Genomic DNA, 23899 nt, shown 5'->3' on the forward strand with positions numbered 1-23899 from the left:
ATGGCAACTTTCGACGAAATTTTTGACAAGACAGTAGCGCTGTACACAAAGGCTAAAAACAAACTTGCTGCGTGGTTGCAGCCACTTGCTGAGAAAATACACGCTCACCCTTTGTACATCAAGTGGAAAGCGTCAACTGCACAAAGGGAATTACAGGAGCGCATACAAATACGCCAGCACGACATAATGGACTGCGGCGCGGCATGTTTGGCTTCGGTATCGGCCTTTTATAAATTAAATATGCCTATTGCATTAATAAGGCAGTATGCATCAACTGATAAAAAAGGGACCAACATACTCGGGTTGATAGAAGCCTGCGATAAGTTAGGTTTTTCTGCAAAAGGTGTAAAAGGTGATTTTGATAACCTGTTTGAAATACCTGTGCCAACCATTGCTCACGTAGTTTTAAATAATCACTTGCAGCATTACGTAGTAATATACAGCGTTACTAAAGACTACATAGAAGTTATGGACCCGGGCGATGGCCGCATGCATCAGCTACCGCATGATGATTTTAAAAAAATATGGACAGGTGTTTTGTTATTATTAGCCCCGAATAATGATTTTGTAGCCGGTGATAAAAAAATATCGGTTGAAAAAAGGTTCTTTTATCTGTTAAAACCACATAAAGCCATGCTGTTGCAGGTTTTGCTGGGTGCAATAATATACACTGTACTGGGTTTATCAACCGCCATATTCCTGCAAAAAATTATTGATAATGTACTGCCTGAAGATAACCGCAACCTGCTTAATTTGATGGGCATAACCATGGTGGTTATAATTGTATTGCAAATATTCATCAACTATTCCCGTACACTCATCACTTTAAAAACCGGGCAGCAAATTGATGCGCGTTTGATTTTAGGTTACTACAAGCACTTGTTACGCTTACCGCAATCTTTTTTTGATAGCATGCGTGTGGGCGAAATTATATCAAGGATCAACGATGCGGTAAAGATCAGGTCGTTTATCAACGAGGTGTTGGTAATGTTCGCGGTAAACGTGTTCATACTGCTTTTCTCGTTCATGCTGATGTTTACCTACTACTGGAAACTCGCGTTGATAATGTTGGTTATAGTGCCCCTATTTGCCTTGATATATAAAATATCAGACAGGTTGAACCGCGAAACTCAACGCAAACTGATGGAAAACGCTGCAGACCTGCAAACCCAATTAGTAGAGTCTGTAAATGCCATACCTACCATTAAACGCTTCGGGCTTGAGGATTTTGCCAACTTTAAAACTGAAACAAGGTTCATCACCATGTTAAAAACGGTTTTTAAATCGGCTACCAACAGCTTATTGGTGGGCAACATGAGTTCGTTTGTGTCAAGCTCATTCACCGTAATTTTGCTGTGGACAGGATCAACTTTTGTACTGGATAAGATCATCACTCCCGGCGAGTTGTTATCGTTTTATTCCATAATTGGCTATTTCATGGGCCCAGTTGCCAGCTTGATAGGTATGAATAAAACCCTTCAAGATGCACGTATTGCTGCCGATCGTTTGTTTGAGATAATGGATATGGAGCAGGAGCCAAACGCGAACCGGACAGAGTTGACGCCGGACATGATAGGCGAGATAAGATTTAAGGATGTGCATTTTAGGTATGGTACCCGCGCCACGGTTTTTGAAGGGATGAACCTCAAAATTCCAAAAGGAAAAATTACTGCTATTGTAGGCGAAAGCGGATCAGGTAAAACAACTCTGTTATCGTTAATGCAAAATATTTATCCGTTGATGTCTGGTTCAATTTTTATTGGTGAGTATGATATTAAATACATCACCAATGAAAGTTTGCGTAATATGGTTGGTGTAGTGCCTCAGGATGTACACCTGTTTGCCGGAAACGTAACCGAGAACATAGCAGTAGGCTATGCTGAGCCTGATATAAAACGTGTGCTGAAAATTTGCCATGATCTGGAAATAACAGATTTTATTGAGCGCCTGCCGAATGGCTTTGATACTTTCCTTGGCGAGAACGGAACTAACCTTTCTGGCGGGCAACGCCAGCGTTTGGCTATCGCCAGGGCGCTTTACCGTAACCCTGAAATATTGATATTAGATGAAGCAACTTCATCGCTTGACTCTGAATCTGAACAGCACGTTCAAAACGCTATCGCTTTGTTAAGAGAACAGCAAAAAACCATTATTATAATTGCTCACCGTTTAAGCACAATAATGAATGCCGATAAAATAGCCGTCTTCCGCACAGGTACGCTAATTGAAGAAGGTAATCATAACGACCTGATGGAACAAAAAGGCCAGTACTTTAACATGTGGCAAAAGCAATTCCCGCCAGAGAAATCCGTAGTAGAAAAAGGTAAAGCAATGATTGGGAAGCAAACATCAAAGGATAAAAAGCAACCATCTGACAATGATCCAAGTAAAGAATCGTCATCGCAGAAAAAACAATCACCAAAAAAGCCGACTAAAGTTTAGTCGGCTTCTTTTAAGTCCTTTTTTGATTAAAAGGATATCTGATTTCCCAGGTAATAATCAATCAGTTTGTTTTTGAATATAACATCGTATTTGGATTGGATCATGGTAAACTCAGCTATATTAACGCTGGTTAACGCTATATTCAGATCTTGGCTATCTGCCAACCCAACACTATATCGTTGCTGAATAACTTTAAAAGCGTCAGCAGCTGCTTTATATTTCACCTGATTGGCCTTGTACTTCTTATTTGTTGCCTGCACGTCCCACACCGCTTCTGAAACTACTTTGCTTAAATTTAATTTAGCAAGCTCTTCCTCGGCCAATGCGGTTTGATAGCGGATCTTTGCTTTGCGAATGCCAATGCGCGATGAAGAACCGTTTATAAGCGGGATAACCATTGTAAAGCCTATTACCTGATTAAAATTTCTTTTAATTTGCTCTCCAAAGGCAACGCTTTGCGTAAGAAATGTTGGGGCCACAACCGTAGCATTAGTGTTTTGAACTATACCTATCGGAACCGCCCCTGTAATTTGCGTAGTTACTGCATTGCGTAAGTTATCAGAATAACTGGTGCTTAAACCAGCGCCGAAGGACAAAGTTGGGTATGCTGTGCCACGCGCTATAGCAACTGCCTTCTCTGATGCCTGCCGTTTATTTATGGCCAATAGTATGTCAGGATACTGCTCTAAACTTTTTAAGTAGATCTCTTCAGAGTTTACTCCTGTATTTAATTCCACCGACTCTTTTGCATTTGGCTCAACTATCTCGTAAGCTTCCGGCGAGCGGCGTTCCATTAGTTGCGCCAGGATTAATGTCGCACGTTCAATTTCGTTCTGAGCATTAACCACGTTTGATTCTGAATTTGCTAACTGTGCCTGCGCCTGGGATAGATCAGCCAGTGTTTTTTGGCCTACTTTAAAAAACTTTTGCTGCCGCTCTAATTCTTGCTGGGCTATCGTCAACTGCCTTTTGGATGCCTTTAACAGATCGCGATTGCTGAGTAATTGCAGATAAGTAGTCAATACAGTAAGTGTCAGATCATTTTTGATCTTTTTTACATTGTTGAGGTTAGCTTCTAACAGATACTTATTTTGCTTAATGGCATTGAGTTTTTGAAACCCCTGAAAAAGCGTTACACTGGCAAATAAGTTTCCTTGTGCCAGGTTAACGGCAGCATCAGCAAACTCATTTGTGGTAGGGTCGAGACTACGGCCATATAGCCTGAACCCTGCAACACTACCATTTAAAGTAGGATACAAAGCGTTTTTAGCGAGTTTGAGATTTTCTTTATCATAATCAGCATCAAACTGTGCTATCCTGATCTGCACATTATTTTGAATAGTGCTATCAATAGCCTGTTTGAGGGTGATTTTTTGTTGCGAATAAGAACTTATGGTTCCGTATAAAATAAAAAATCCTAATAATCCCGTCTTTCGGATATAAGGTTGCAGTATAGTTGTAATCATAGCAGCTTGTTGTAAAAAGTTAAATGTGCTTACGTGATAAAGCCGCTGGTGAAAAAATAACTTTGGTTACAATGCTTTTGTTTATAAAGTGATTGATATAGTTACAACTGAAGCGAATAAGAAAATGTATCGCGTTTTAAAACAATATCGGAGCGATCTTATTTGAGACTTACACATAAAAAATGTAATGCCATTATGGTTTAGTCGTATTAAAACTTTTAATATTAGCGGGTGTTCTTACAGTAGACAATTAAACGGGTAATAGCATGGATAATACTTTGAAAACAGGGGCACCTGATAGCAAAACAATTAACTTGAAAGAAGAGTACGAAGTAAAATACTGGAAGAAAGAGCTCAACGCTAGCAAAGAAGATTTGGAAGAGGCGGTAGAAGCGGTTGGTAAATCAGTAGAGAAGGTTAGGGAGTTTTTAAATACTAAGGATCTAGATGCAAAATATCCGCCTTTAACTTAAGTCCAACAATATTTGCTTCCGGCTGTTTAAAGGGAATGAAAAAATATATCGCCATATTGTTTCTGGGGACAGGTTTATTAGCAGCATGTAACGAGCCTCAGGAAAAAAAGGAAGTAACTGAAAAGCAAGAGACTAAAAAGGATACAGTGACGGTTGAAAGGCAAACACCGACCCAAACGGCATTGACCTTACCTATACTGGATGCCCTGTTTTTTGAAAAAGATTTTTCCGCTTCGCTAAAATCTCAGTTGAATTTGACTGCGGCACAGATCGCAAAATTAAAATCGGCGGCACACGCTTCAGTGGAAGATTTGACGGAAGACGGTTCAACAAATAGTGGCTCTTTACGTACAGCCACGCAACAATACGAAGAAAGAATTAACGAGATAATTGGTGCTGATAAAGCGCAGCAATTGCTCAGTCTTATTAACAGTCGATACAGTCAAGGCTTGGATGGTCTGGCACCGACTCAACCCAATTTTGTTCCGAAAGACACTCGTATAGTAGTAAACGCACCGGCATTTCGTATGGATGTATTCCAGGACGGTAAACTGCTGAAAAGCTATAAAGTAGGTATCGGTTATCCTGAGTTTCCGTTGCCTACTGGTATGCGCCGAGCGGACACCATCATTTTCAGACCGAGTTGGATACCGCCTGATGAGCCTTGGGTGCGTGGCAAATTCGCGCCGGGCCGTAAGGTGTCGGGTGCTGACGAAGATAATCCATTAGGTGTGATTAAAATTCCGATCGGATTGCCGTCGCTAATTCATGGTGGTAAGCCGGAAGAAAAAATTGGGAATTTTGCTTCGCATGGTTGCGTGGGCTTAATGAACAGCCAGGTAAAGGACTTTGCCCCTTTATTGATTAGAATTGGTGGCGCTCAGGAAAGCGAGACCGAGATCGCTGCTTTGATCAAACAGACCAAAACAAAGTCGATCAGGTTAACGAATCCCGTACCGGTAGACCTGCGTTATGAAACCATCGTTGCCCAAGGCGACAGTCTGCATATTTACCGGGATGTTTACGAACGCGGAACCAATACACCGGAAAATGCCAAAGCTGTGCTGGCGGTATATGGCATTAATTACGAGCAGTTGAATACCCAAGAAAAAGCAGGTCTGGATGCAGCTTTAAATGAAATGAATACCGACCCTAAAGGAAATCCAATCGCAGAAAATGGGGAAGGTGGAAAGGATGGAGTGGCTGCAAGTAAGATCGCCCGTTCTAAGCAAGGCAAAGTAACTTCGAAGATCAAGGGTGATAAAGAACGTGTCGTGGCTATTGCGGCTTTGGGTGGAAAAGGCTACCCGGCACCAATCATGAACAAATAATGAAAAGAAAATCAAAAACTGAATACGTTTTAAGCGATATTTCATTCGATGATTTTATGGCGCACCCTGATGCGGTAAGTAAAACCGAACGGTCAGTCGTCGAACTTGCCGAGGAAGCAAAACTGACCGCCAGGGCATTAAAGATGCAAGATCACCAATTGAAAAAGGCAAGGCGTAAAAACAGATAACGACATGAGCTGGACTTGTCCCAATTGTGACCGGGAACTGCCGTGGAAGGAATACCGGCATTATTGTGCGCGGGTAAGCCTGGACAGTCTGTTTGAAGAGCGATCAACCGAGTTGGTGCTGGCTTTTGATAAAATACTGGCAGAGGTAGCGGATTGGCCAAAGGTACTGGTCGGAGTTACCCCAAATTGTATTGTCTTTACAAGAAGGGTGGGCTTTTTGATCCTTCGGCCTATGAAAAAAGAGTTGGACCTAAAGTTTTATTCAGCAATAGCGCATCCCGAAAAGCCTGTCCTTAAAAGCGTTGCGTCCGGCAAAAAATTCGAAAACCATATTCGCATTAGTTCGGCAGATGATGTCAAGCCGAGTTTATTTGTTTATATCCGGGAATCTTACGATCTCCAATAGAATAATTGCTATTTTTCCCCTGTGAAAAAAGGCACTATACTGTTGATTGATGATGATCCCGATATACTCTCGGGGATCACTATTATTTTACAGGAAGCCGGTTATGTAGTTCGTCAGGGCCATGACGTAACAGCGGTTTTTGAAATAGAAAAAGATCCTCCTGATCTGTTACTAATCGATAACTGGTTGGAGGGTAAGACGGGTAGGGATATTTGTTATCAGTTGAAGACGGGGCCGAAAACCCAACATATACCCGTGATATTGATCTCGGCTACCCGCAATCTGGCGGAAACGGCGGCAAGCTGCCTAGCTGATGACTACATCGACAAACCGTTTGAAATTGAAGAACTCTTAAGTAAAGTGGAGTTAATTATGAACAACTAAATATAATCTGCGTAAGCTGAAACTTGATTATAGCTTACCCGACACAGGCATTTTTATTTGCTCTTCTTGTTTTTCAACTAAGTAATTACTGCTCTATTTTTGAAGCCATTAATGGCAGAGTAAAGTGAAATGTCGATCCAACACCCATTTCGCTTTCCGCCCAAATACGACCGTGGTGACGTTCAATGATCTCGGCACTTAGATAAAGGCCGATGCCAAATCCCGCAATTTGCTGTGTATCCTTGCTTTGCACCCTGTAATAGCGGTCAAACAACTTTTGCAGATCATGCGCTTTAATGCCCATACCTTCATCACGCACAGTCACGGTCACATGTTTGTTATTAACGGAGGCATTAACATCAATTCTTTTACCTTTTGGAGAGTATTTAACTGCGTTACTAAACAAGTTAGATAATACCGAACTGATTTTATCTCGGTCGGCATTTAAAACTATTTCTCCGATCGGATTAAAAATAACTTCATGACTGCCGTTATCCAAGTCGCTTTCATTTATCATTTCCCCAATCAATTTATTCAAATCGAAATCGTTTTTTTGCAAGGCGATTTTGCCGGAGTCTAATCTTGAAACGTTGAGGAAACCATTGATAAGGCTGGTCATTTTTTTAACTTGGGAACCGATCTTATCCAGCCTTTCTTTGGCAAATGCATCGTTGGTTTTTTTGGCATGCAGATTTAAAATCTGGGTATGCCCGCTTAACGAAGTAAGCGGTGTTTTCAACTCATGGCTAACCATGCCAATAAAATCATTCTTACGAAGCTCATCCTCTTTGCTCTCTGTAATATCCAGAATAGTGCCGATAACCCCAACCACTTCTCCGCTAGTATCCAGTTCTACCTTTCCGGTCGAGTTAAGCCATTTTCTTTTGGTGCCATCATAAGGCTGTATTTGGTAATCTTCACTGAACCGGCTTTTGGTTTCCACTGCTGTTAACACTGCCTGCAAAAAACGGTCCCTATGCTCAGGAACTATTACGCTTAACGTTTTATCGAATGAAAGTTCTTCATCAGCAGGAATACCGTGAATATTGCGGGCAATCTCAGATACAAACAGATTATCTGTACCCCAGTCGGTTCGCCATGTACCAAGGTTTGCTGCTTCCATTGATAGTTTAAGCGTATCGGTAACTTTCTCCAATTCTAATCGGGCAGATACCTGTTCGGTAACATCGGCTGCCACGGCCATCATGCCTGTTATCTGATGTTCTTCGTTGTGTAAGGCTTCGATCGTAAGATGGATATAGCTCAATTCCTCTTTACCAAACTTACTAAGCGTAACTGGAATTTCTCCGGAAATAAAACGTTCGCCGGTTTTGAATACCCCATCCATTATCTGGCCAAAGCCCTGTTCTTTCAATTCTGGTACTACCTCTAGTATAGGTCTACCGAAAGAATGTCCGGCATCGATACCCCAATAATCCAACATACGCGTATTGGCAAATTCAATGATATGCCACGGCGTACGGTAAATGGCTATGGCTACCGGCGCTTCCGTAAGCAAATTCCTTAGCTGTTGTTCTGCATGATTACGCGTTTTGCTGATCTTGATTTGCGCCCGTATTTTTGTAAGTAATTCGGCAGCCGAAAAGGGTTTCACTAAATAATCATCTGCTCCTGCTTCCAAACCATCTATACGGGCCTCTTCACCGGCCCTGGCCGAAAGAAATATTACAGGAATCCTAATCGTATTCGCCGATTTCCGCAGGTTTTCAAGCATGGCTTTTCCATCCATTACCGGCATCATAATGTCGCTTAATACCAAATCGGGCTGCTCATCATAAATCTTTTGCAATGCATCAGCACCGTTTACTGCAACGGTAATTGAAAAGTATGGTTCAAGCAAACGTATCAGGTAAGCTCGCATATCGGCATTATCGTCTACGATTAAGATTCGCGTATCCTTAGTAATGGAAAAATCCTGATGCGTCGTGATATCTCCGGTAGATTTTGCATTATCGCTGTTTTGCGTCTCCGCTTCATCCTGCAATAAGCTGAAAGCTTCCTGAATAAAAGCTCCTTTTAAAGCTGTTGAATCCGTTTCCTTGGCAATGTCAAGTACATGTTCCTGCGGTAAATGAGCTTTGCCAACGGGAATGGAAACTGTAAACGTGCTGCCGATACCCTCCGTGCTTATTACGCCGATATCGCCACCATGTAAATGTACGAGCTCATGAACAAGTGATAATCCTATCCCTGTACCCTCATGCGTACGGCCAGCCGTATTTTCCACCCGGTGAAAGCGCTCAAACATATTCGGCAATTCTTTTTCGGGAATTCCCACGCCCGTGTCTGAAACTTTTAAAATAGCTTGTTTACCTTCCTGATTTAGCGATATGGTAATCGTTCCTTTTAAAGTGTATTTAAAAGCATTGGAAAGAAGGTTCAAAACAATCTTTTCCCACATTTGGCGGTCGACGTAAGCGGAATGTTGCAGATCCTGCACTTGTACAATAAGTTCCATTCCCGCTTTTTCTATAATTGAACGAAAGCTGCTTGCCAGATCGGCGGTTAATTCAGCGAGGTCGATCTGTTGATAAGCAGCCTGAGCACGCCCAGCTTCTACTCGACTGTAATCCAGTAGATTATTTACTAACTTTAACAGACGTAAAGCATTGCGATGCGTAGATTCAACGTGCACTTTAATATCTGCGCTTAATGAACTGCGGCCAAGCAGATCTTCAAGCGGACCAAGCATAAGGGTGAGGGGAGTGCGAAATTCATGACTTACATTGCTGAAAAAAGCGGTTTTTGATCGGTCTATAGCCGCTAAAGCTTCAGCACGCTTTTGTTCCTGCTCATACGCATAGACATTAGATACTGCGGTATTATAAGTATTAGCTAACTGATCATAAAAATTTAAATAATCCTGATCAAGTGCCCGGCAAACACTAACACCTGCAATCATAAAGCCATAAGGCTCTTCCTGACCAGATAATTTTATTGGTATAACAACTGCCGAATGTGGCGCATTGTCATAAGGTTGACAAGTGAAGCCACCAAACCGACTTTCCAATTCAGTCACTATTTCAATTTCGCCTGATGCCAGGCTATTGGCCAAAGGCCAGTTGTTTTCGTTATTAAGGATAATTTCTGAAGGTGCTAATTGCGTATCCGATGCTACACCAGCTGCGCTGATCAGCGTAGCCTTACCTTCATTATATTTATAAAAAAGTAAAAATGGAATGTCCAGATTATAGTCTGCATATTTATCTTCTGTCATGCCGCCGATCTCTTCAACCGATTTAGCCTTATTAATAACCGCACTTAACTCGCGTAGTACCTGAATTCGCCTACCACTCAGCATTTTAACAGTTGTTTCTGTTATCGGGTGAAATATGCCGCCTACACCGCCTGATTCATCCCTTATTGGTGCAAATGAGAAAGTCATCCAGGCTTCTTCCAGATAGCCGTAACGGTCCAGAAACATCCGCTGGTCATTTATGTAAGTACCTTCGCCATGCTCGCCCCGTGTGAAGGCATCGCCCACCACAGGTAATGCCGTTTCCCAACAAATTCGAAAATTCATACCCATTGATTCCGGATGCTTGGCACCGCAGATAGGGCGATAACTATCGTTATAAATTTGTATGGTCTCAGGCCCCCAAGCAATAAGAATTGGAAATGTGGAAGACAGGCAAAGGCTAACAGATGTGCGTAGACTTTGGGGCCAGTTTTCAATAGGGCCTAATGCTGTTTGCGACCAATCAAGTGAACGGATCAGTTTACCCATTTCACCACCGCCGGACAGGAACTGCTCCGTGCTTTCTTTTTCCAATGTTTTCATAAACGCCAATGGGCTTAAGCAGTAAAGTTAGAAAATATCCTGAAAGGGAAAATTGTGGCTATCGTATCCGAAGTGCCCAAATCCATTGAATTAGCTATTTAAAAATTTAATCATCGATTGGGTAGAATAACACCGAAACCCAAAGGAGAATGATGGCATATCAGGTAATGACACAGGTGAAGGAAACGGTAATTACGGCTAAAGACATTCGTGTACACGTCAGAGAAACGGCGGTTGAGTGCAATGGGTAGCCGTTATTGCATCGATACTTTATATCGAATAAAAGGCGGGTTTGTGCCTGAAAAAATATTCGTGTTTCAAACTGAAAGCATGGGTCTGGAAGTGCTTAAAAAGGCGGTGGACTTCTACTTTACAACCCTGCTTGAAACCGAACTGTACGTTAAGGAGGTTCCGCAGGATTCCGCACTTTTTGAACAGGAATCCTTGCGATTATTCGGATTAAGTGAAGAAGAAGCGATTAGTGGATCAGTTAATGTTGCTCATAGATGCTGGACAAAGTAAATTTGGTGAAAGTAACTTCGATCTGAAAATCACTAGTTATTGGGGTGATTTGCAATTTCTAACGCGACTTTCATTAAATCCTGTTTTTTCTCTGCTTCTATTAGCTCTTTATCTACGCGTTCAAAAAAAATTAAATAGTCGGGGCCAAATTTCTCCACAAGTTTCGCCGAGATGTAATGTGCTTTGCGCAAATCTGTAATCGATACCATGGTTCACCTCTCATTGTTCAGTAATCGGCGATATGTTTAGCAGGAAAATTCACGGACGATGCTGTCGCAGTAATTTTATCAATGATAAAAAATCATTTTTATCGCGGTTAAAATACGGCGGTATGATTATACATATTACATCATTGATAAACACATAATTAGTTTGTAACTACAGGTTGATTCGGTTATCACTGCCCGCGTTGGAACGACAAATGAACTTAGCAAAGGATAGCAAAAATGAATTGTGATGATGATCCCTGGATAAATCGAAAACAAGCATATCGACGAACCGGTTTTTCTCCGGCGTCATACGCCACGTGGGATTGTAAAAAAATATATGATTTAAAACCGCAGGTACGCCGGGGACTGGTTGTATACCGTCAGTCGGTAATCGATGCACACTACCTAAGCCGCCGTATCAGGCAGCCAAAAACAGCAGCAATCTAATTTCTCTCACCAGTTTATTTAAAGGAACGCCCTATGAACATATAGCAGGCGAAAGCCATTGCCATTGCCGAAATTTTAGCAAAACTGGAACTCCATCCGGTTAAAGAAACGGAGACTGATGCAACGTATTTTTCTCCCTTTCGAAATGAAAAAACACCAAGCTTCCATGTAAACAAGCTAAAAAACTTATGGTTTGATCACGGGGAGGGGATCGGCGGCAATGCCGTCGATCTGGTGATACAAATTCTAAAAGCATCGGGCCATCGATATAGCCCAAAAGATGCTTTGCGATGGTTTCGTAATACTAATCTCGACCCGGCACTTCCAATACCGCGCGATATTGTTCGTGATAAACAAAGCAAATGGCGGGTGCTCGATACTTTCAATCTCATAGACCATTTTCTGATCCGATATTTAGAAACGCGCGGTATCGATATCAAAATAGCAAAAATGTATGTGAATGAAATCTATAACTATACAAAAGTTCTTCGACCTGATCGAAATCATTCATCTCTTCCGTGGGAATGTATGATTGATTTAGAGAAATAGGATCATTTACTCGAAACCGTATGTCGGTTTGTTCCCGACATACGACAGCCAGTTACTCAGAGCGGAAACGGCACGTGTACTCTATTTAGAGAATTTATTTTAAGCTCCGTAGATTCAGTATTCCCATTTCATTGCTTTTAGAATTATTGAACTTTAAATGATATGAATTAGTGCCGTAGCTGAGCTTTTAAATAAATTTGAGAACCATAAAGATTATTAATACTTTTTGTATATTTAAGAAAACCAAAGGCAAGTTTTGGAAAATCGTTAACACAGCGTTAACAGAAAAAACAAAGGCCCTTAGCAGTTAAGCTAAAGGCCTGATTCTCAGGTAGCGGGAGCAGGACTCGAACCTACGACCTTCGGGTTATGAGCCCGACGAGCTACCAACTGCTCCATCCCGCACTATTGTTAGCTTTTTTTACCGGTACATTACCCCGAAAAGCCTTTCCCAATTGTCAAAATGCAATTTACATTCCGTTTAAATTGGACTGCAAAGATATAATTCGTTTCTTTGCAGTCCAAATAATATTTTAATTATTTTAATATGGGTCATAAGGCAGGTTTTGTAAGCATAATTGGTAAACCAAACGCGGGTAAGTCAACGCTGATGAATTTGCTGGTGGGCGAAAAAATGTCCATCATCACCCATAAGGCACAAACAACCCGTCACCGTATTTTGGGTATAGTGAATGATGAAGATCATCAGATCGTTTTCTCAGATACACCCGGTGTTATTAAGCCGCACTATGCTTTGCAGGAAAGCATGATGCACCAGGTGGAAGGCTCTATTGTTGATGCCGACCTGATTTTGCTGGTAACAGATATACACGAAGAGTACGACGAAACCGACGTGCTGAAAAAGCTGGAAGGCAGTTTAGCGCCGGTGGCCATACTGGTTAACAAGATAGACCAAAGTGATGAAGAGGCGGTAAAAAAGAAAATAGATTTTTGGCAGGAGAAACTGAAACCGGTAGCCGTTTTTGCCATATCTGCCCTTCACGATCATAACATTACTGCTGTTATGGATTTTGTTAGGGAGCACCTGCCCGAGCATGCCCCATATTACGAGAAGGACGCGTTGACAGACCGTAACGATCGTTTTTTTGCATCAGAAATGATACGGGCGCAGTTATTAAAACAGTATAAAAAAGAGATCCCGTATAGCTGTGAGGTAGTTGTTACCGCTTTTATTGAGGGCGAAAAGCTTTACCGCATAAGCGCCGAGATAATTGTTGAACGCGATTCGCAAAAGAATATAATAATAGGCGAGGGGGGTAAAATGCTGAAGATAGTAGGCACCTACGCCCGCAAGGATATGGAGGAGTTTTTTCAGCGCAAAGTATTCCTCGAAACATTCGTAAAGGTTATACCTGACTGGCGCGACACAAAAAACTACCTGAAGAAATTTGGGTACATTAATTAATTTACGATTTACGGATTACGATTTTAGATTTAGCCAAAACGTAGTTCGTAAATTTGCAGGATTACGGCTTAGCATTTTAAAGCAATCGTAAATCGTAATTCTAAAATCTAAAATCAGCATGAGTAACATAGTAGCCATAGTTGGCCGCCCCAACGTAGGCAAATCAACTTTATATAACCGACTGACCGAAAGCCGCAAGGCTATTGTTGATGACTTTAGCGGCGTAACCCGAGACAGGCATTATGGTGTAGCTGAGTGGACGGATCATCCGTTCACGGTTATTGATACTGGCGGTTACGTGGCCAACTCTGATGATGTTTTTGAAGCCGCTATACGCGAACAGGTGGTAATCGCTGTTGAAGAGGCATCCATTATTTTGTTTGTGGTTGATGTTACTACAGGTATTACAGACCTGGACGATGAGATTGCTGTACTATTACGCCGCAGCAAAAAACCTGTTTTTGTTGTGGTTAATAAGGTAGATAATCATAACCAACAAGCAGATGCAACTGTATTTTACGGTTTCGGTTTAGGCGAGATCTACAATATCTCATCCATGACCGGCTCGGGCACAGGCGAGTTACTGGACGAAGTGGTTAAGCACTTTGAAGATGTTCCGCTGGAAGATAGTACCCGCCCTAAATACGCTATTGTCGGCAGGCCAAATGTGGGTAAATCATCTATCATCAACTCGCTTATAGGTTCGCAACGTAATATAGTTACGCCTGTTGCCGGTACCACGCGCGATAGCATCCACATACACTACAACCAGTACGGGCATGATTTTATGCTGATTGATACTGCCGGGATGCGTAAAAAGACCAAGGTAAAAGAGAACATAGAGTTTTACTCGGTTATGCGTACCATAAAGGCCCTGGAAGAAGCTGATGTGATCATATTGATGATTGATGCTGTTGAAGGCTTTGAAGCGCAGGATATGAATATCTTTCACCTGGCCGAGAAGAACAAAAAAGGCATTGTGATAGTAGTAAACAAGTGGGACCTGATTGAAAAAAACAATAAAACAATCAAGGTTTTTGAGGAAATGATCCGCGAAAAAACAGCTCCGTTCACTGATGTGCCTATTGTATTTACTTCGGTAACAGAGAAGCAGCGTGTTTTAAAGGTAATTGATGTAGCCAACCAGGTTTACGCCAACCGTGCACGCAAAATAACAACCTCAAAACTGAATGATGTAATGCTGCCGATTATAGAAAACTATCCGCCGCCATCATTAAAAGGTAAATACGTTAAAATAAAATATATAACGCAGATAGCAGGCTCATCGCCCATGTTCGCGTTCTTCTGTAACCTGCCGCAGTATATCAAGGAGCCTTATTATCGCTTTATTGAAAATAAGCTTCGCGAAAACTTTGAGCTGAGCGGCGCGCCGGTACAGGTGTGGTTTAGGCAGAAGTAGCCTAAATGTCTGAACTAAGATTTGTAAGATTTTAAGATGGTAGGATTTATAAAATCTAAAGAAAAAATCTTGTAATCAGCTAATCCTAAAAATCCTGGTTCAGACTAATTAAGACTCTCCACCGCCTTCTTCAGCGCCACATCAGTAGCGTTTAGGGCTTTATAATACCCTTCATCGCCCCATTTAAAATGCGCGGCATTGGCTTTCAGCAGGGTTTTTAGGTGTGCTTTACTGGCAGCTATTTCTTCTTTAGTAATATCCTTAACAGTTAGCGATGCATATTTAATAAAGTGGGTCATTGCAGCATCATTCACGCTGTATCCGTTTATAAAATCATCGTCTGTATTATAAGCTTTCAGAACCGGTTGCAGGTAGTCTATTACATAAGCCGTAAAAAGATCGTTTTTGTTGAGCTGACTGATTAACCAGGTGTTTCGTGTAGTGTCCTCGGGTACAAAAATATCCGGCATAATACCGCCGCCGCTAAATACTCTACGGCCTGCAGATGTACGGTACTTGCTGTTGGTATGCAGTAAACTGTCGTTAAGATTACTCTCTGCCGAAAATAGCTCACCCTTGCGCATACGCTCAGCCAACTCATTGCGATAACTGGCAACGCCGTTTTTGTAGGTTTTTTGTATAGAGCGGCCTGATGCTGTGTAATACCTGGCAACCGTTAAATTAACTGCCGAATGGTCATCAAACTGAAACTGCTCCTGCACCAATCCTTTACCAAAACTTCTACGACCCACAATAACCGCACGGTCCAGATCCTGCAATGCGCCCGCCAATATCTCGCTTGCCGATGCAGAGTATTCATCTATCAGCACGGCTAACTTACCATCCTGAAACGCGCCCGAATCTGTCGCAAAGTAATCGGTACGTGGCTCATGCATTCCTTTGGTATATACTATTAACTGCTTACTTTTTAGAAATTCATCGGCCAGGCTGGTGGCGCTGTTCAAATAGCCGCCGCCATTGCCGCGCAGGTCAAGCACCAATCGTGTAAGGCCTTCTTCTTTTAATTTTAATAAGGCTGCTTTAAAATCGGCATCTGTAGTGGTGGCAAACTTGCTTATTTTAACATATCCGGTTTGCGGATTAAACTTGTACGCCGCATCAATGCTACTCAGTGTTACCCGGTCGCGCTTAAGGTTTACCAGCTTTATATCTTTTGAATCATCTGATAATACAGAAAGCAGCAGGCCTGATCCTTTTACGCCTCTCAGTTTTTTATTAATACGCGCGTTGCTAAGCCCGGTACCCGAAAATTTTTCATGATCAGCCTCCAGTACTTTATCGCCTGCTTTAAGGCCGCGCATGGCTGCCGGCCCGTCTGGATAAACGTAGGAGATAACCAATGTATCGCGCAGCAAATTATATTCAATGCCGATACCGTTAAAGCCGCCTTCCAGCTTTTCGTTTACGCTAAGCGCCTGTTGGGCCGGCAGGTATAACGAGTGCGGATCAAGGCGTTGTAAAAGCTCGTTAACCGTTTCGCCCTCAACGCTGTCTACATTTACAGAGTCTACATATTTATTGCGCACAAGGTCTAAAACTTTTGATAATTTGCCCGGGCCCGATGATGAATAATCAGCATCGCGCCCTATAAAACTATCGCCGTTTAAGTACAGGCCAATAGTTACCCCCAGCAGGATAAGAATTGCAGAGCGAAAAATAATGGCGGCGTTTTTCTTCATACCAGTCACAAAGCTAATCATTTAGGCTGATAGCTGATATTTTGTTAAGGCAATTATCAAACCATTATCAGGAATTTTACTCAATTTTGCCAAATAAAGCAGAGCAGATGCAAAGAACAACCGAAAAGGATTCTCATTACAACGATCTGGAGAAAATGAGCGTGGCCGAAATACTGCGCCACATTAATTACGAAGATCAAACCGTAGCTATCTCGGTAAGCGAGGCATTGCCACAAATTGAGGCGCTTGCAACAGCTGTTGCTGAAAGAATGAGCAAAGGCGGCCGCTTATTTTATATAGGCGCTGGCACCAGCGGCAGACTGGGTGTTGTTGACGCGTCAGAATGTCCGCCTACATTTGGTGTGCCGTTTGATTGGGTGGTGGGTATTATTGCCGGCGGCGATGGTGCCATACGCAAAGCCGTTGAGTTTGCCGAAGACAATACCGAACAAGCCTGGCGAGATTTACAGGCTTTTGATATAACTGATAAAGACGTGGTGGTGGGCATAGCAGCATCAGGCACTACGCCCTATGTAATTGGCGGACTAACTACTGCTAATCAAAATAATGTACTTACCGGCTGCGTTGTGTGTAACAGCGGTAGCCCGGTAGCCGCGGCGGCCAAGCTACCTGTTGAGGTAGTTACAGGGCCTGAGTTTGTAACCGGCTCAACCCGCATGAAAGCCGGCACTGCGCAAAAACTGGTACTGAATATGCTGAGCACCTCGGTAATGATACAACTGGGCCGCGTTAAAGGCAATAAGATGGTGGATATGCAGCTGAGTAATAACAAACTGATAGATAGAGGAACCCGGATGATAATGGCCGAGACGGGGCTGGATGAAGCAACAGCGGCAAGACTTTTGGAGGAATATGGTAGTGTTAGAAAAGCGGTTGAATCTACTAAATAGATTAATATACGCAAATGCACAGTAGATTATTTGTAATAGCGTTATTAACTGTACTATGTATAGGTTGCAGCGCAAAAGAAGATAAGCGTAGCTTTAAACCGGTCAGCGAATTTACGAAAGCTGAGAAAATGGATGAAAAAGAATTTTGGAAGATAATAGACTATTCTTACAACGCCGCCAAAGGTAATTTGGATTTGCAGAATGAGATCATCGTAAAAAAGCTATCAGCTTATGCCCCTGAGGAAATAATAAACTTTGAAATTATTTTATGTAAAAAGCTTATTGAGGCTAACAACTATAAGATTTTAGCGGCAAATAAAATTATTGACGCTTATGTTTCAGATGATGGTTTCCTATATTTCAGACTTTGGTTAATTAGCCTCGGTAGAGAGACGTTTGAACAGACGATAAAAAATCCTGATTACTTAGCTGGAGTGGTAGACAACGGAGTTGTTCCTGATTTTGAACATTTACTATATGTATCTACGCAAGCTTACAAAAACAAGACAGGCAAACAACAGGAGGACGACAGCTTCCCAAGGGACGTGGCTTTTAATAAAGGATTGAACTATGATCTTGGTGGTCCGGCAATTACAGGCAATGATTGGAAAGAAGATGAGCTTCCAAAGCTTTACCCAAAACTTTGGGAAAAATTTAATTGAAAAGGCTAAATGCACGAAATAGAACCATATTATAAATGGCGCGATGATTACGTGGCAGCGGAGGACGACCGGTCGCCGTTTTATGCTACGCAATACAGCGAGTTTGAGTTTGATAAGCAGATCTACAACTATCTGCTGCATCCGCAGTGGGATTCATTTGGCTCAAATACGCTTTACCTTAAAGTACTTTTTGTAGACTATGAACGTTCTTATGCCATAATAGAGTTCATTGGCGAATGGAACGATGCCATTAACAATGATATAATGCTGCTTAAGCGCGAGATATTGGAGCTGATGGGCGATTATGGCATTAACAAATTTATTCTGATAGGAGAGAATGTGTTAAACTACCATTCGTCAGACGATTGTTATTATGAAGAATGGTTTCAGGATGTTGAGGATGGCTGGATAGCAGGTATCAACTTCAGAGAACATGTAATTGAAGAGTTTAAGCGTAACAACATCGACTACTACATCAATTTTGGCGGCGAACTGGACGACATGACCTGGCGCAACCTAAAACCGGTACAGTTCTTTAAAAAGGTAGAAGAGCAGTTGACGAAGCGATTGAATTAGAGTCAAGATGTAAGAAACAGGATGGACGACTTGCTTGAAGATTACAAGCTCTTGACTCTTGCATCTTGTCTCTTGCATCTAAAAAACCTATATTCGAAACAATAATTAAAAACATAAAATGGAATTTAAAGAAAAATACGTTTACGATAACGTAATACAAATTGACGAGACAGACGCGTCGCGCAAATACTTAGCTAAAGTTTTTACATGGATGTTTGTAGCATTAGGCATATCAGCTTTTGTAGCTTACTCCTTTGCAACCAACATTAATTTATTAACGCTTATAATTAATCCTGTTGAAGGGGGCTTTACCGGCTTAGGCTATGTGGCCATATTTTCTCCACTGGCGTTTTCGTTAGTTATGAATTTTGGCTTTAATAAGCTTTCTTACCCTGCGGTGTTGGGTCTGTTTATTGCTTATGCTGTTGCCATTGGTGTTAGTTTAAGCATAATAGGCCTTATTTATACCGCCAGCTCTATTTTTACAATTTTTTTAAGCGCGGCAGGTGTATTTGGTATAATGGCTGTAGCAGGTTATACCACACAAACAGACTTAACAAAATTCGGCTCTATATTGATGGTGATTTTCCTGGGCGCATTTGTGGTTAGCCTGGTTAACTTCTTTTTAGGCAGTTCGCAGTTGCAATACCTGCTAAGCTTTGTATTTATGGCTATAATGGTAGGTTTAACAGCTTACTATATCCAAATGTTAAAACGGATTGGTGCAGGCTTGGAGTACGGCAGTGCTGAGTCTAAAAAACTGGTAATTATTGGCGCTTTTGTGCTGTATACCACTTTTATTAACCTGTTTATGTCTATGTTACGCATATTTGGCGGCAGGCGATAATTTTGAATAATGAATTTGAAAGCCGCTTTAACACAGCGGCTTTTTTTGTTTACAAAAAGTAAAAGTGTGTATGCGTGTTAACAGAACTTAAGGCAAGGTTGCACTTTACAAACTTATTGCGCACCTTTGCGCTGCTTATAGAGAAAGACGGAGGGATTAGACCCTGCGATGTCTTGGCAACCTGTTACTTAACAAGGTGCTACATTCTACTTCAGCCCGGCGACTTATGGACTGAGACAGATAAGCGAAAGTCAACAGATACCCGACTTTTCGAAATAAGCTTTTTAATGTTGTAAGTTACATGTTGTAAGTTGTATGTCTTCGCATAGCTCTTACAGCTTAAGACTTTCAGCTTAGTGTTGTAAGTTATAGAATGTAAGTTGTATGTTTCAGATATCACTTACAACTCGCAACTCACAACTCACAACAGATACGCACAAATGAACATTAAAGAAGAACTAAAAAAACGCATTCTGGTAATTGACGGGGCAATGGGTACCATGATACAACGGTACCAGTTGACTGAAGAGGATTTTCGTGGGGAAAGGTTTAAGGATCATCCTTGCGATTTGCAGGGTAATAATGACCTGCTTAACCTTACGCGACCGGATGTAATAAAAGCTATACATGCCGAATATTTAGATGCGGGTGCGGATATTATTGAGACCAACACTTTCAGCACACAAATAATTTCGCTGGCTGATTATAAGATGGAAGAACTGGCTTACGAGTTAAGCTACGAAGGTGCCCGCTTGGCGCGTGAAGTTGTTGATGAATATAATCAAAAAGATCCCTCAAAACCACGCTTTGTGGCCGGTGCTGTTGGTCCAACCAATAGAACGGCTTCGCTTTCGCCGGATGTGAATGATCCCGGCTACCGTGCTGTTACTTTCGATAATCTGGCTGATGCTTATTACGACCAGATCCGCGGGTTGGTTGATGGTGGCTCAGATGTGCTATTGATAGAAACCATATTTGATACCCTTAACGCCAAAGCAGCCTTATTTGCTGCGGATAAATACGCGCAGGAAAGGGGTAAGCATTTGCCTATCATGATATCAGGTACCATAACGGATGCATCCGGCCGCACCCTTTCGGGGCAAACGGTTGAAGCTTTCTGGAACTCGGTGCGCCATGCCAATCTGTTATCTGTTGGTTTAAACTGCGCCTTGGGTGCCCGCGAAATGCGCCCGCATCTGCAAGAGCTTTCAGACAAAGCGGATGTGTTTATATCAGCTTACCCTAATGCTGGTTTACCTAATGAGTTTGGTCAGTACGATGAAACCCCGCACGAAACGGCCCACCAGGTTGATGATTTCATCAAATCAGGCATGGTAAATATAGTAGGCGGCTGCTGCGGTACCACACCAGATCATATTAAATGTATTGCTGACAAAGCCGCGCAGTATTCGCCGCGTTTAATACCTACGCTTGCGCCCAATATGCGCTTAAGCGGATTGGAAGCGGTTACCATAACCCCCGAAAGTATTTTTGTAAACGTTGGCGAGCGTACCAACATTACAGGTTCGCCTAAATTCAGTAAGCTGATACTGGCTGAAAATTATGAGGAAGCCCTATCCGTTGCCGCGCAACAGGTAGAAGGCGGTGCCCAGGTGATAGACATCAACATGGACGAGGGCATGATAGATTCGGAAGCGGTGATGGTTAAGTTTTTGAACCTGGTAGCATCTGAACCTGATATTGCCAAGCTGCCCATCATGATCGACTCATCAAAATGGACGGTGATAGAGGCTGGGTTGAAATGTATCCAGGGAAAAGGGATAGTAAACTCAATTTCGCTTAAAGAAGGCGAGGATAAGTTTAAGGAATACGCCCGCAAAATAATGAGCTACGGTGCCGCTACAGTAGTAATGGCTTTTGACGAAACCGGGCAGGCGGATTCATTGCAGCGCCGTATTGAGATCTGTAAACGGTCTTATGACATATTGGTGAACGAGGTGGGCTTCCCACCCCAGGATATCATTTTTGACCCCAACATATTAACCGTTGCAACCGGCTTAGAAGAACACAACAACTACGCGGTCGACTTTATTGAAGCCACCCGCTGGATAAAACAAAACCTGCCGTATGCTAAAGTAAGCGGCGGGGTGAGTAATATCTCATTTTCTTTTAGAGGAAACAACGTTGTGCGCGAGGCTATGCACTCAGCGTTCCTTTACCACGCTATCAGGGCCGGGATGGATATGGGTATTGTAAACGCCGGGATGCTGGAGGTTTACGAGCAAATTGATAAGCAACTGCTGGAGCTGGTGGAAGACGTACTACTTAACCGCCGCGACGATGCAACTGAGCGTTTGGTAGAGTATGCCGATACCATAAAAAGTAAGGGCAAAGAAATAGTGCGCGATGAACAGTGGCGTAACGAGCCTGTAGAGAGCCGCCTGTCGCATGCACTGGTAAAAGGTATTATTGAATACCTGGATGCCGACGTAGAAGAGGCCCGCCAAAAATACGCCAAGCCGTTAGAAGTTATTGAAGGCCCGCTGATGGATGGTATGAACATAGTAGGCGACCTGTTTGGTGCCGGTAAGATGTTCCTGCCGCAGGTAGTAAAATCTGCCCGCGTAATGAAAAAGGCGGTGGCTTATTTGCTGCCATTTATTGAACTGGAGAAACAGCGCGTTATTGATGCGGGTGAAGATGCAAGCGGAAGCCGTGCCAATGCCGGTAAAGTTTTGATGGCCACCGTAAAAGGCGATGTGCACGATATTGGTAAAAACATTGTTGGTGTAGTATTGGCCTGCAACAACTTCGAGATAATTGATCTTGGCGTAATGGTGCCCGCGCAACGCATTATTGAAGAAGCTATAAAACAAGATGTTGATATAATTGGCTTAAGCGGATTGATCACCCCATCATTAGATGAGATGGTGCATTTTGCCAAAGAGATGGAACGCCAGGGCTTTACCATCCCGCTGATTATTGGTGGTGCCACAACGTCGCGTATTCATGCGGCGGTTAAGGTAGCGCCAAATTATTCGGGTGCGGCCATACACGTTTTGGATGCTTCGCGCAGTGTTACCGTTTGCAGTAACCTGATGAATAAGGAAACCCGCGACGACTACATCCAGGGCATAAAAGACGAGTACGAGAAAGCCCGTGAGGCACATGCCAACAAAAAATCAGATAAACGATTTGTAACGCTGGAGCAGGCCCGTGCCGACAAGTTCCAGATAGATTTAAAGAAGGTTGCACCGGCACCATCATTTACCGGAACCAAGGTTTTCGAGGCTTATCCATTGACGGAACTGGTGCCTTACATAGATTGGACCCCTTTCTTCCATACCTGGGAACTGCGCGGCAGCTATCCAAAGATATTTGAAGACAAGTTTGTAGGCGATGAAGCCAAAAAACTGTTTGATGATGCACAGGTATTATTGAAAGAGATAGTTGACAACAAGCTACTCCGGGCTAATGGCGTAATAGGTTTTTGGCCTGCCAATGCAGTGGGCGATGATATTGAATTGTATACCGACGTAAGCCGGACGCAATTGCTATCGCGCATACACACCCTGCGCCAGCAATCAGAGAAAGTAAAAGGCGAACCTTATTACGCGCTGTCAGACTTTGTAGCGCCAAAAGAAAGCGGCGTTGCAGACTACTTTGGTGGCTTTGCCGTAACAACCGGTATTGGCTGCGATGAATTGGTGGCTAAATACGATGCCGACCATGATGATTACAACAGCATTATGGCGAAAGCCCTTGCTGACAGATTAGCCGAAGCCTTTGCCGAAAAAATGCATGAGTTGGTGCGTAAAGAATACTGGGGTTACGCGCAAAACGAAGAACTAAGCAAAGAAGAACTGATAAAAGAGGAGTACGCGGGAATTCGTCCGGCGCCGGGTTATCCCGCTTGTCCGGAACATACGGAGAAGATCACGCTGTTTGAATTGCTTAAAGCCGAAGACAATGCACACATGCATTTAACAGAAAGCCTGGCCATGATGCCCGCCGCATCTGTAAGCGGTTTTTATTTCGCGCACCCGCAATCGCGTTATTTTGGACTGAATAAAATAAGTAAAGATCAGATTGAAGATTACGCGCAACGTAAAACGATGAGTGTAGAAACAGTGGAGAGGTGGTTGGGTCCGAATTTGAATTATTGATTTTAGTTGCA

Annotated in this window: 19 protein-coding genes, 1 tRNA gene and 1 riboswitch; of the genes, 15 read left to right on the plus strand and 5 right to left on the minus strand. The window is 42.6% G+C overall.

Annotated features, from left to right (window positions below; all coding sequences use genetic code 11):
* Window positions 1-2442, plus strand: a complete 2442-nt coding sequence (locus tag ACFQZS_RS17175) for a peptidase domain-containing ABC transporter (protein ID WP_377102194.1) — start codon at window positions 1-3, stop codon at window positions 2440-2442.
* 26 nt (window positions 2443-2468) lie between these two features.
* Here ACFQZS_RS17175 and ACFQZS_RS17180 read toward each other — a convergent pair whose 3' ends face one another.
* Window positions 2469-3908 carry a TolC family protein gene (locus ACFQZS_RS17180; RefSeq protein WP_377102195.1) on the minus strand — a complete coding sequence of 480 codons (1440 nt, stop codon included), beginning with the start codon at window positions 3906-3908 and terminating at the stop codon, window positions 2469-2471.
* Window positions 3909-4174: 266 nt separating this feature from the next.
* Between ACFQZS_RS17180 and ACFQZS_RS17185 the strand changes: the two genes are divergently transcribed.
* From ACFQZS_RS17185 to ACFQZS_RS17205, 5 genes are read left to right on the plus strand one after another with little or no spacing between them, the layout of a single operon-like run.
* Window positions 4175-4381: a DUF3606 domain-containing protein gene (locus ACFQZS_RS17185; protein ID WP_377102196.1), complete on the plus strand. Its 207-nt coding sequence runs from the start codon at window positions 4175-4177 to the stop codon at window positions 4379-4381.
* A gap of 35 nt (window positions 4382-4416) precedes the next feature.
* Window positions 4417-5712: a L,D-transpeptidase family protein gene (locus ACFQZS_RS17190; protein WP_377102197.1), complete on the plus strand. Its 1296-nt coding sequence runs from the start codon at window positions 4417-4419 to the stop codon at window positions 5710-5712.
* Window positions 5712-5900: a hypothetical protein gene (locus tag ACFQZS_RS17195; RefSeq protein WP_377102198.1), complete on the plus strand. Its 189-nt coding sequence runs from the start codon at window positions 5712-5714 to the stop codon at window positions 5898-5900. Before ACFQZS_RS17190 ends, ACFQZS_RS17195 begins: the two co-directional genes overlap by 1 nt.
* 4 nt (window positions 5901-5904) lie before the next feature.
* Window positions 5905-6306: a DUF5655 domain-containing protein gene (locus tag ACFQZS_RS17200; protein ID WP_377102199.1), complete on the plus strand. Its 402-nt coding sequence runs from the start codon at window positions 5905-5907 to the stop codon at window positions 6304-6306.
* Between the two features lie 21 nt (window positions 6307-6327).
* A complete protein-coding gene (locus ACFQZS_RS17205) occupies window positions 6328-6690 on the plus strand; it encodes a response regulator (protein WP_377102200.1) in 363 nt (120 codons plus the stop codon).
* An 85-nt stretch (window positions 6691-6775) separates the two neighbouring features.
* Here ACFQZS_RS17205 and ACFQZS_RS17210 read toward each other — a convergent pair whose 3' ends face one another.
* Window positions 6776-10492: an ATP-binding protein gene (locus ACFQZS_RS17210; protein WP_377102201.1), complete on the minus strand. Its 3717-nt coding sequence runs from the start codon at window positions 10490-10492 to the stop codon at window positions 6776-6778.
* Window positions 10493-10735: 243 nt separating this feature from the next.
* On the opposite strand from ACFQZS_RS17210, the gene ACFQZS_RS17215 reads away from it, so the two are divergent.
* A complete protein-coding gene (locus ACFQZS_RS17215) occupies window positions 10736-11014 on the plus strand; it encodes a hypothetical protein (RefSeq protein WP_377102202.1) in 279 nt (92 codons plus the stop codon).
* 32 nt (window positions 11015-11046) lie between these two features.
* Here the strand turns inward: ACFQZS_RS17215 and ACFQZS_RS17220 are convergent, their stop codons facing one another.
* On the minus strand, window positions 11047-11223 hold the full coding sequence (locus ACFQZS_RS17220; protein WP_377102203.1) for a hypothetical protein: 177 nt from the start codon (window positions 11221-11223) through the stop codon (window positions 11047-11049).
* A gap of 531 nt (window positions 11224-11754) precedes the next feature.
* Here ACFQZS_RS17220 and ACFQZS_RS17225 point away from each other — a divergent pair.
* On the plus strand, window positions 11755-12219 hold the full coding sequence (locus tag ACFQZS_RS17225) for a CHC2 zinc finger domain-containing protein (protein ID WP_377102263.1): 465 nt from the start codon (window positions 11755-11757) through the stop codon (window positions 12217-12219).
* A 332-nt stretch (window positions 12220-12551) separates the two neighbouring features.
* Here the strand turns inward: ACFQZS_RS17225 and ACFQZS_RS17230 are convergent.
* Window positions 12552-12624, minus strand: a tRNA-Met gene (locus ACFQZS_RS17230).
* A gap of 142 nt (window positions 12625-12766) precedes the next feature.
* On the opposite strand from ACFQZS_RS17230, the gene era reads away from it, so the two are divergent.
* Window positions 12767-13645, plus strand: coding sequence for a GTPase Era (era, locus tag ACFQZS_RS17235; protein WP_377102204.1), 879 nt, complete (start codon window positions 12767-12769; stop codon window positions 13643-13645).
* A gap of 118 nt (window positions 13646-13763) precedes the next feature.
* The gene (der, locus tag ACFQZS_RS17240; protein WP_377102205.1) at window positions 13764-15065 is read left to right on the plus strand and encodes a ribosome biogenesis GTPase Der; all 1302 of its coding nucleotides are present in this window, start codon (window positions 13764-13766) and stop codon (window positions 15063-15065) included.
* A 104-nt stretch (window positions 15066-15169) separates the two neighbouring features.
* Here der and ACFQZS_RS17245 read toward each other — a convergent pair whose 3' ends face one another.
* Window positions 15170-16765, minus strand: a complete 1596-nt coding sequence (locus tag ACFQZS_RS17245) for a S41 family peptidase (protein WP_377102206.1) — start codon at window positions 16763-16765, stop codon at window positions 15170-15172.
* A gap of 107 nt (window positions 16766-16872) precedes the next feature.
* Here ACFQZS_RS17245 and murQ point away from each other — a divergent pair, with 107 nt between their 5' ends.
* The 5 genes from murQ to metH all read left to right on the plus strand — a co-directional run bounded on the left by murQ (window position 16873) and on the right by metH (window position 23888).
* Complete coding sequence (gene murQ / locus ACFQZS_RS17250; RefSeq protein WP_377102207.1) at window positions 16873-17676, plus strand: N-acetylmuramic acid 6-phosphate etherase; 804 nt, start codon at window positions 16873-16875, stop codon at window positions 17674-17676.
* A 14-nt stretch (window positions 17677-17690) separates the two neighbouring features.
* The gene (locus ACFQZS_RS17255; protein ID WP_377102208.1) at window positions 17691-18338 is read left to right on the plus strand and encodes a DUF4240 domain-containing protein; all 648 of its coding nucleotides are present in this window, start codon (window positions 17691-17693) and stop codon (window positions 18336-18338) included.
* Between the two features lie 9 nt (window positions 18339-18347).
* On the plus strand, window positions 18348-18914 hold the full coding sequence (locus ACFQZS_RS17260; protein WP_377102209.1) for a hypothetical protein: 567 nt from the start codon (window positions 18348-18350) through the stop codon (window positions 18912-18914).
* Between the two features lie 118 nt (window positions 18915-19032).
* A complete protein-coding gene (locus ACFQZS_RS17265; RefSeq protein WP_377102210.1) occupies window positions 19033-19761 on the plus strand; it encodes a Bax inhibitor-1/YccA family protein in 729 nt (242 codons plus the stop codon).
* 132 nt (window positions 19762-19893) lie between these two features.
* A riboswitch (SAM riboswitch) is annotated at window positions 19894-20008 on the plus strand.
* Window positions 20009-20201: 193 nt separating this feature from the next.
* Window positions 20202-23888 carry a methionine synthase gene (metH, locus tag ACFQZS_RS17270; RefSeq protein ID WP_377102211.1) on the plus strand — a complete coding sequence of 1229 codons (3687 nt, stop codon included), beginning with the start codon at window positions 20202-20204 and terminating at the stop codon, window positions 23886-23888.
* Window positions 23889-23899 lie beyond the last annotated feature (11 nt).

It is taken from the genome of Mucilaginibacter calamicampi (assembly GCF_042676765.1).
In the GTDB taxonomy this organism is placed as follows: Bacteria; Bacteroidota; Bacteroidia; order Sphingobacteriales; family Sphingobacteriaceae; genus Mucilaginibacter; species Mucilaginibacter calamicampi.

What these genes read in the sequence shown, in the direction of transcription:
- ACFQZS_RS17245 (WP_377102206.1), bottom strand. Translation starts at nt 16,765, where the DNA reads ATGAAGAAAAACGCCGCCATTATTTTTCGCTCTGCAATTCTTATCCTG.
- ACFQZS_RS17185 (WP_377102196.1), top strand. Translation starts at nt 4,175, where the DNA reads ATGGATAATACTTTGAAAACAGGGGCACCTGATAGCAAAACAATTAAC.
- ACFQZS_RS17180 (WP_377102195.1), bottom strand. Translation starts at nt 3,908, where the DNA reads ATGATTACAACTATACTGCAACCTTATATCCGAAAGACGGGATTATTA.
- murQ (WP_377102207.1), top strand. Translation starts at nt 16,873, where the DNA reads ATGCAAAGAACAACCGAAAAGGATTCTCATTACAACGATCTGGAGAAA.
- ACFQZS_RS17255 (WP_377102208.1), top strand. Translation starts at nt 17,691, where the DNA reads ATGCACAGTAGATTATTTGTAATAGCGTTATTAACTGTACTATGTATA.
- ACFQZS_RS17200 (WP_377102199.1), top strand. Translation starts at nt 5,905, where the DNA reads ATGAGCTGGACTTGTCCCAATTGTGACCGGGAACTGCCGTGGAAGGAA.
- ACFQZS_RS17215 (WP_377102202.1), top strand. Translation starts at nt 10,736, where the DNA reads ATGGGTAGCCGTTATTGCATCGATACTTTATATCGAATAAAAGGCGGG.
- ACFQZS_RS17190 (WP_377102197.1), top strand. Translation starts at nt 4,417, where the DNA reads ATGAAAAAATATATCGCCATATTGTTTCTGGGGACAGGTTTATTAGCA.
- ACFQZS_RS17210 (WP_377102201.1), bottom strand. Translation starts at nt 10,492, where the DNA reads ATGAAAACATTGGAAAAAGAAAGCACGGAGCAGTTCCTGTCCGGCGGT.
- der (WP_377102205.1), top strand. Translation starts at nt 13,764, where the DNA reads ATGAGTAACATAGTAGCCATAGTTGGCCGCCCCAACGTAGGCAAATCA.
- ACFQZS_RS17195 (WP_377102198.1), top strand. Translation starts at nt 5,712, where the DNA reads ATGAAAAGAAAATCAAAAACTGAATACGTTTTAAGCGATATTTCATTC.
- ACFQZS_RS17175 (WP_377102194.1), top strand. Translation starts at nt 1, where the DNA reads ATGGCAACTTTCGACGAAATTTTTGACAAGACAGTAGCGCTGTACACA.
- metH (WP_377102211.1), top strand. Translation starts at nt 20,202, where the DNA reads ATGAACATTAAAGAAGAACTAAAAAAACGCATTCTGGTAATTGACGGG.
- era (WP_377102204.1), top strand. Translation starts at nt 12,767, where the DNA reads ATGGGTCATAAGGCAGGTTTTGTAAGCATAATTGGTAAACCAAACGCG.
- ACFQZS_RS17260 (WP_377102209.1), top strand. Translation starts at nt 18,348, where the DNA reads ATGCACGAAATAGAACCATATTATAAATGGCGCGATGATTACGTGGCA.
- ACFQZS_RS17220 (WP_377102203.1), bottom strand. Translation starts at nt 11,223, where the DNA reads ATGGTATCGATTACAGATTTGCGCAAAGCACATTACATCTCGGCGAAA.
- ACFQZS_RS17265 (WP_377102210.1), top strand. Translation starts at nt 19,033, where the DNA reads ATGGAATTTAAAGAAAAATACGTTTACGATAACGTAATACAAATTGAC.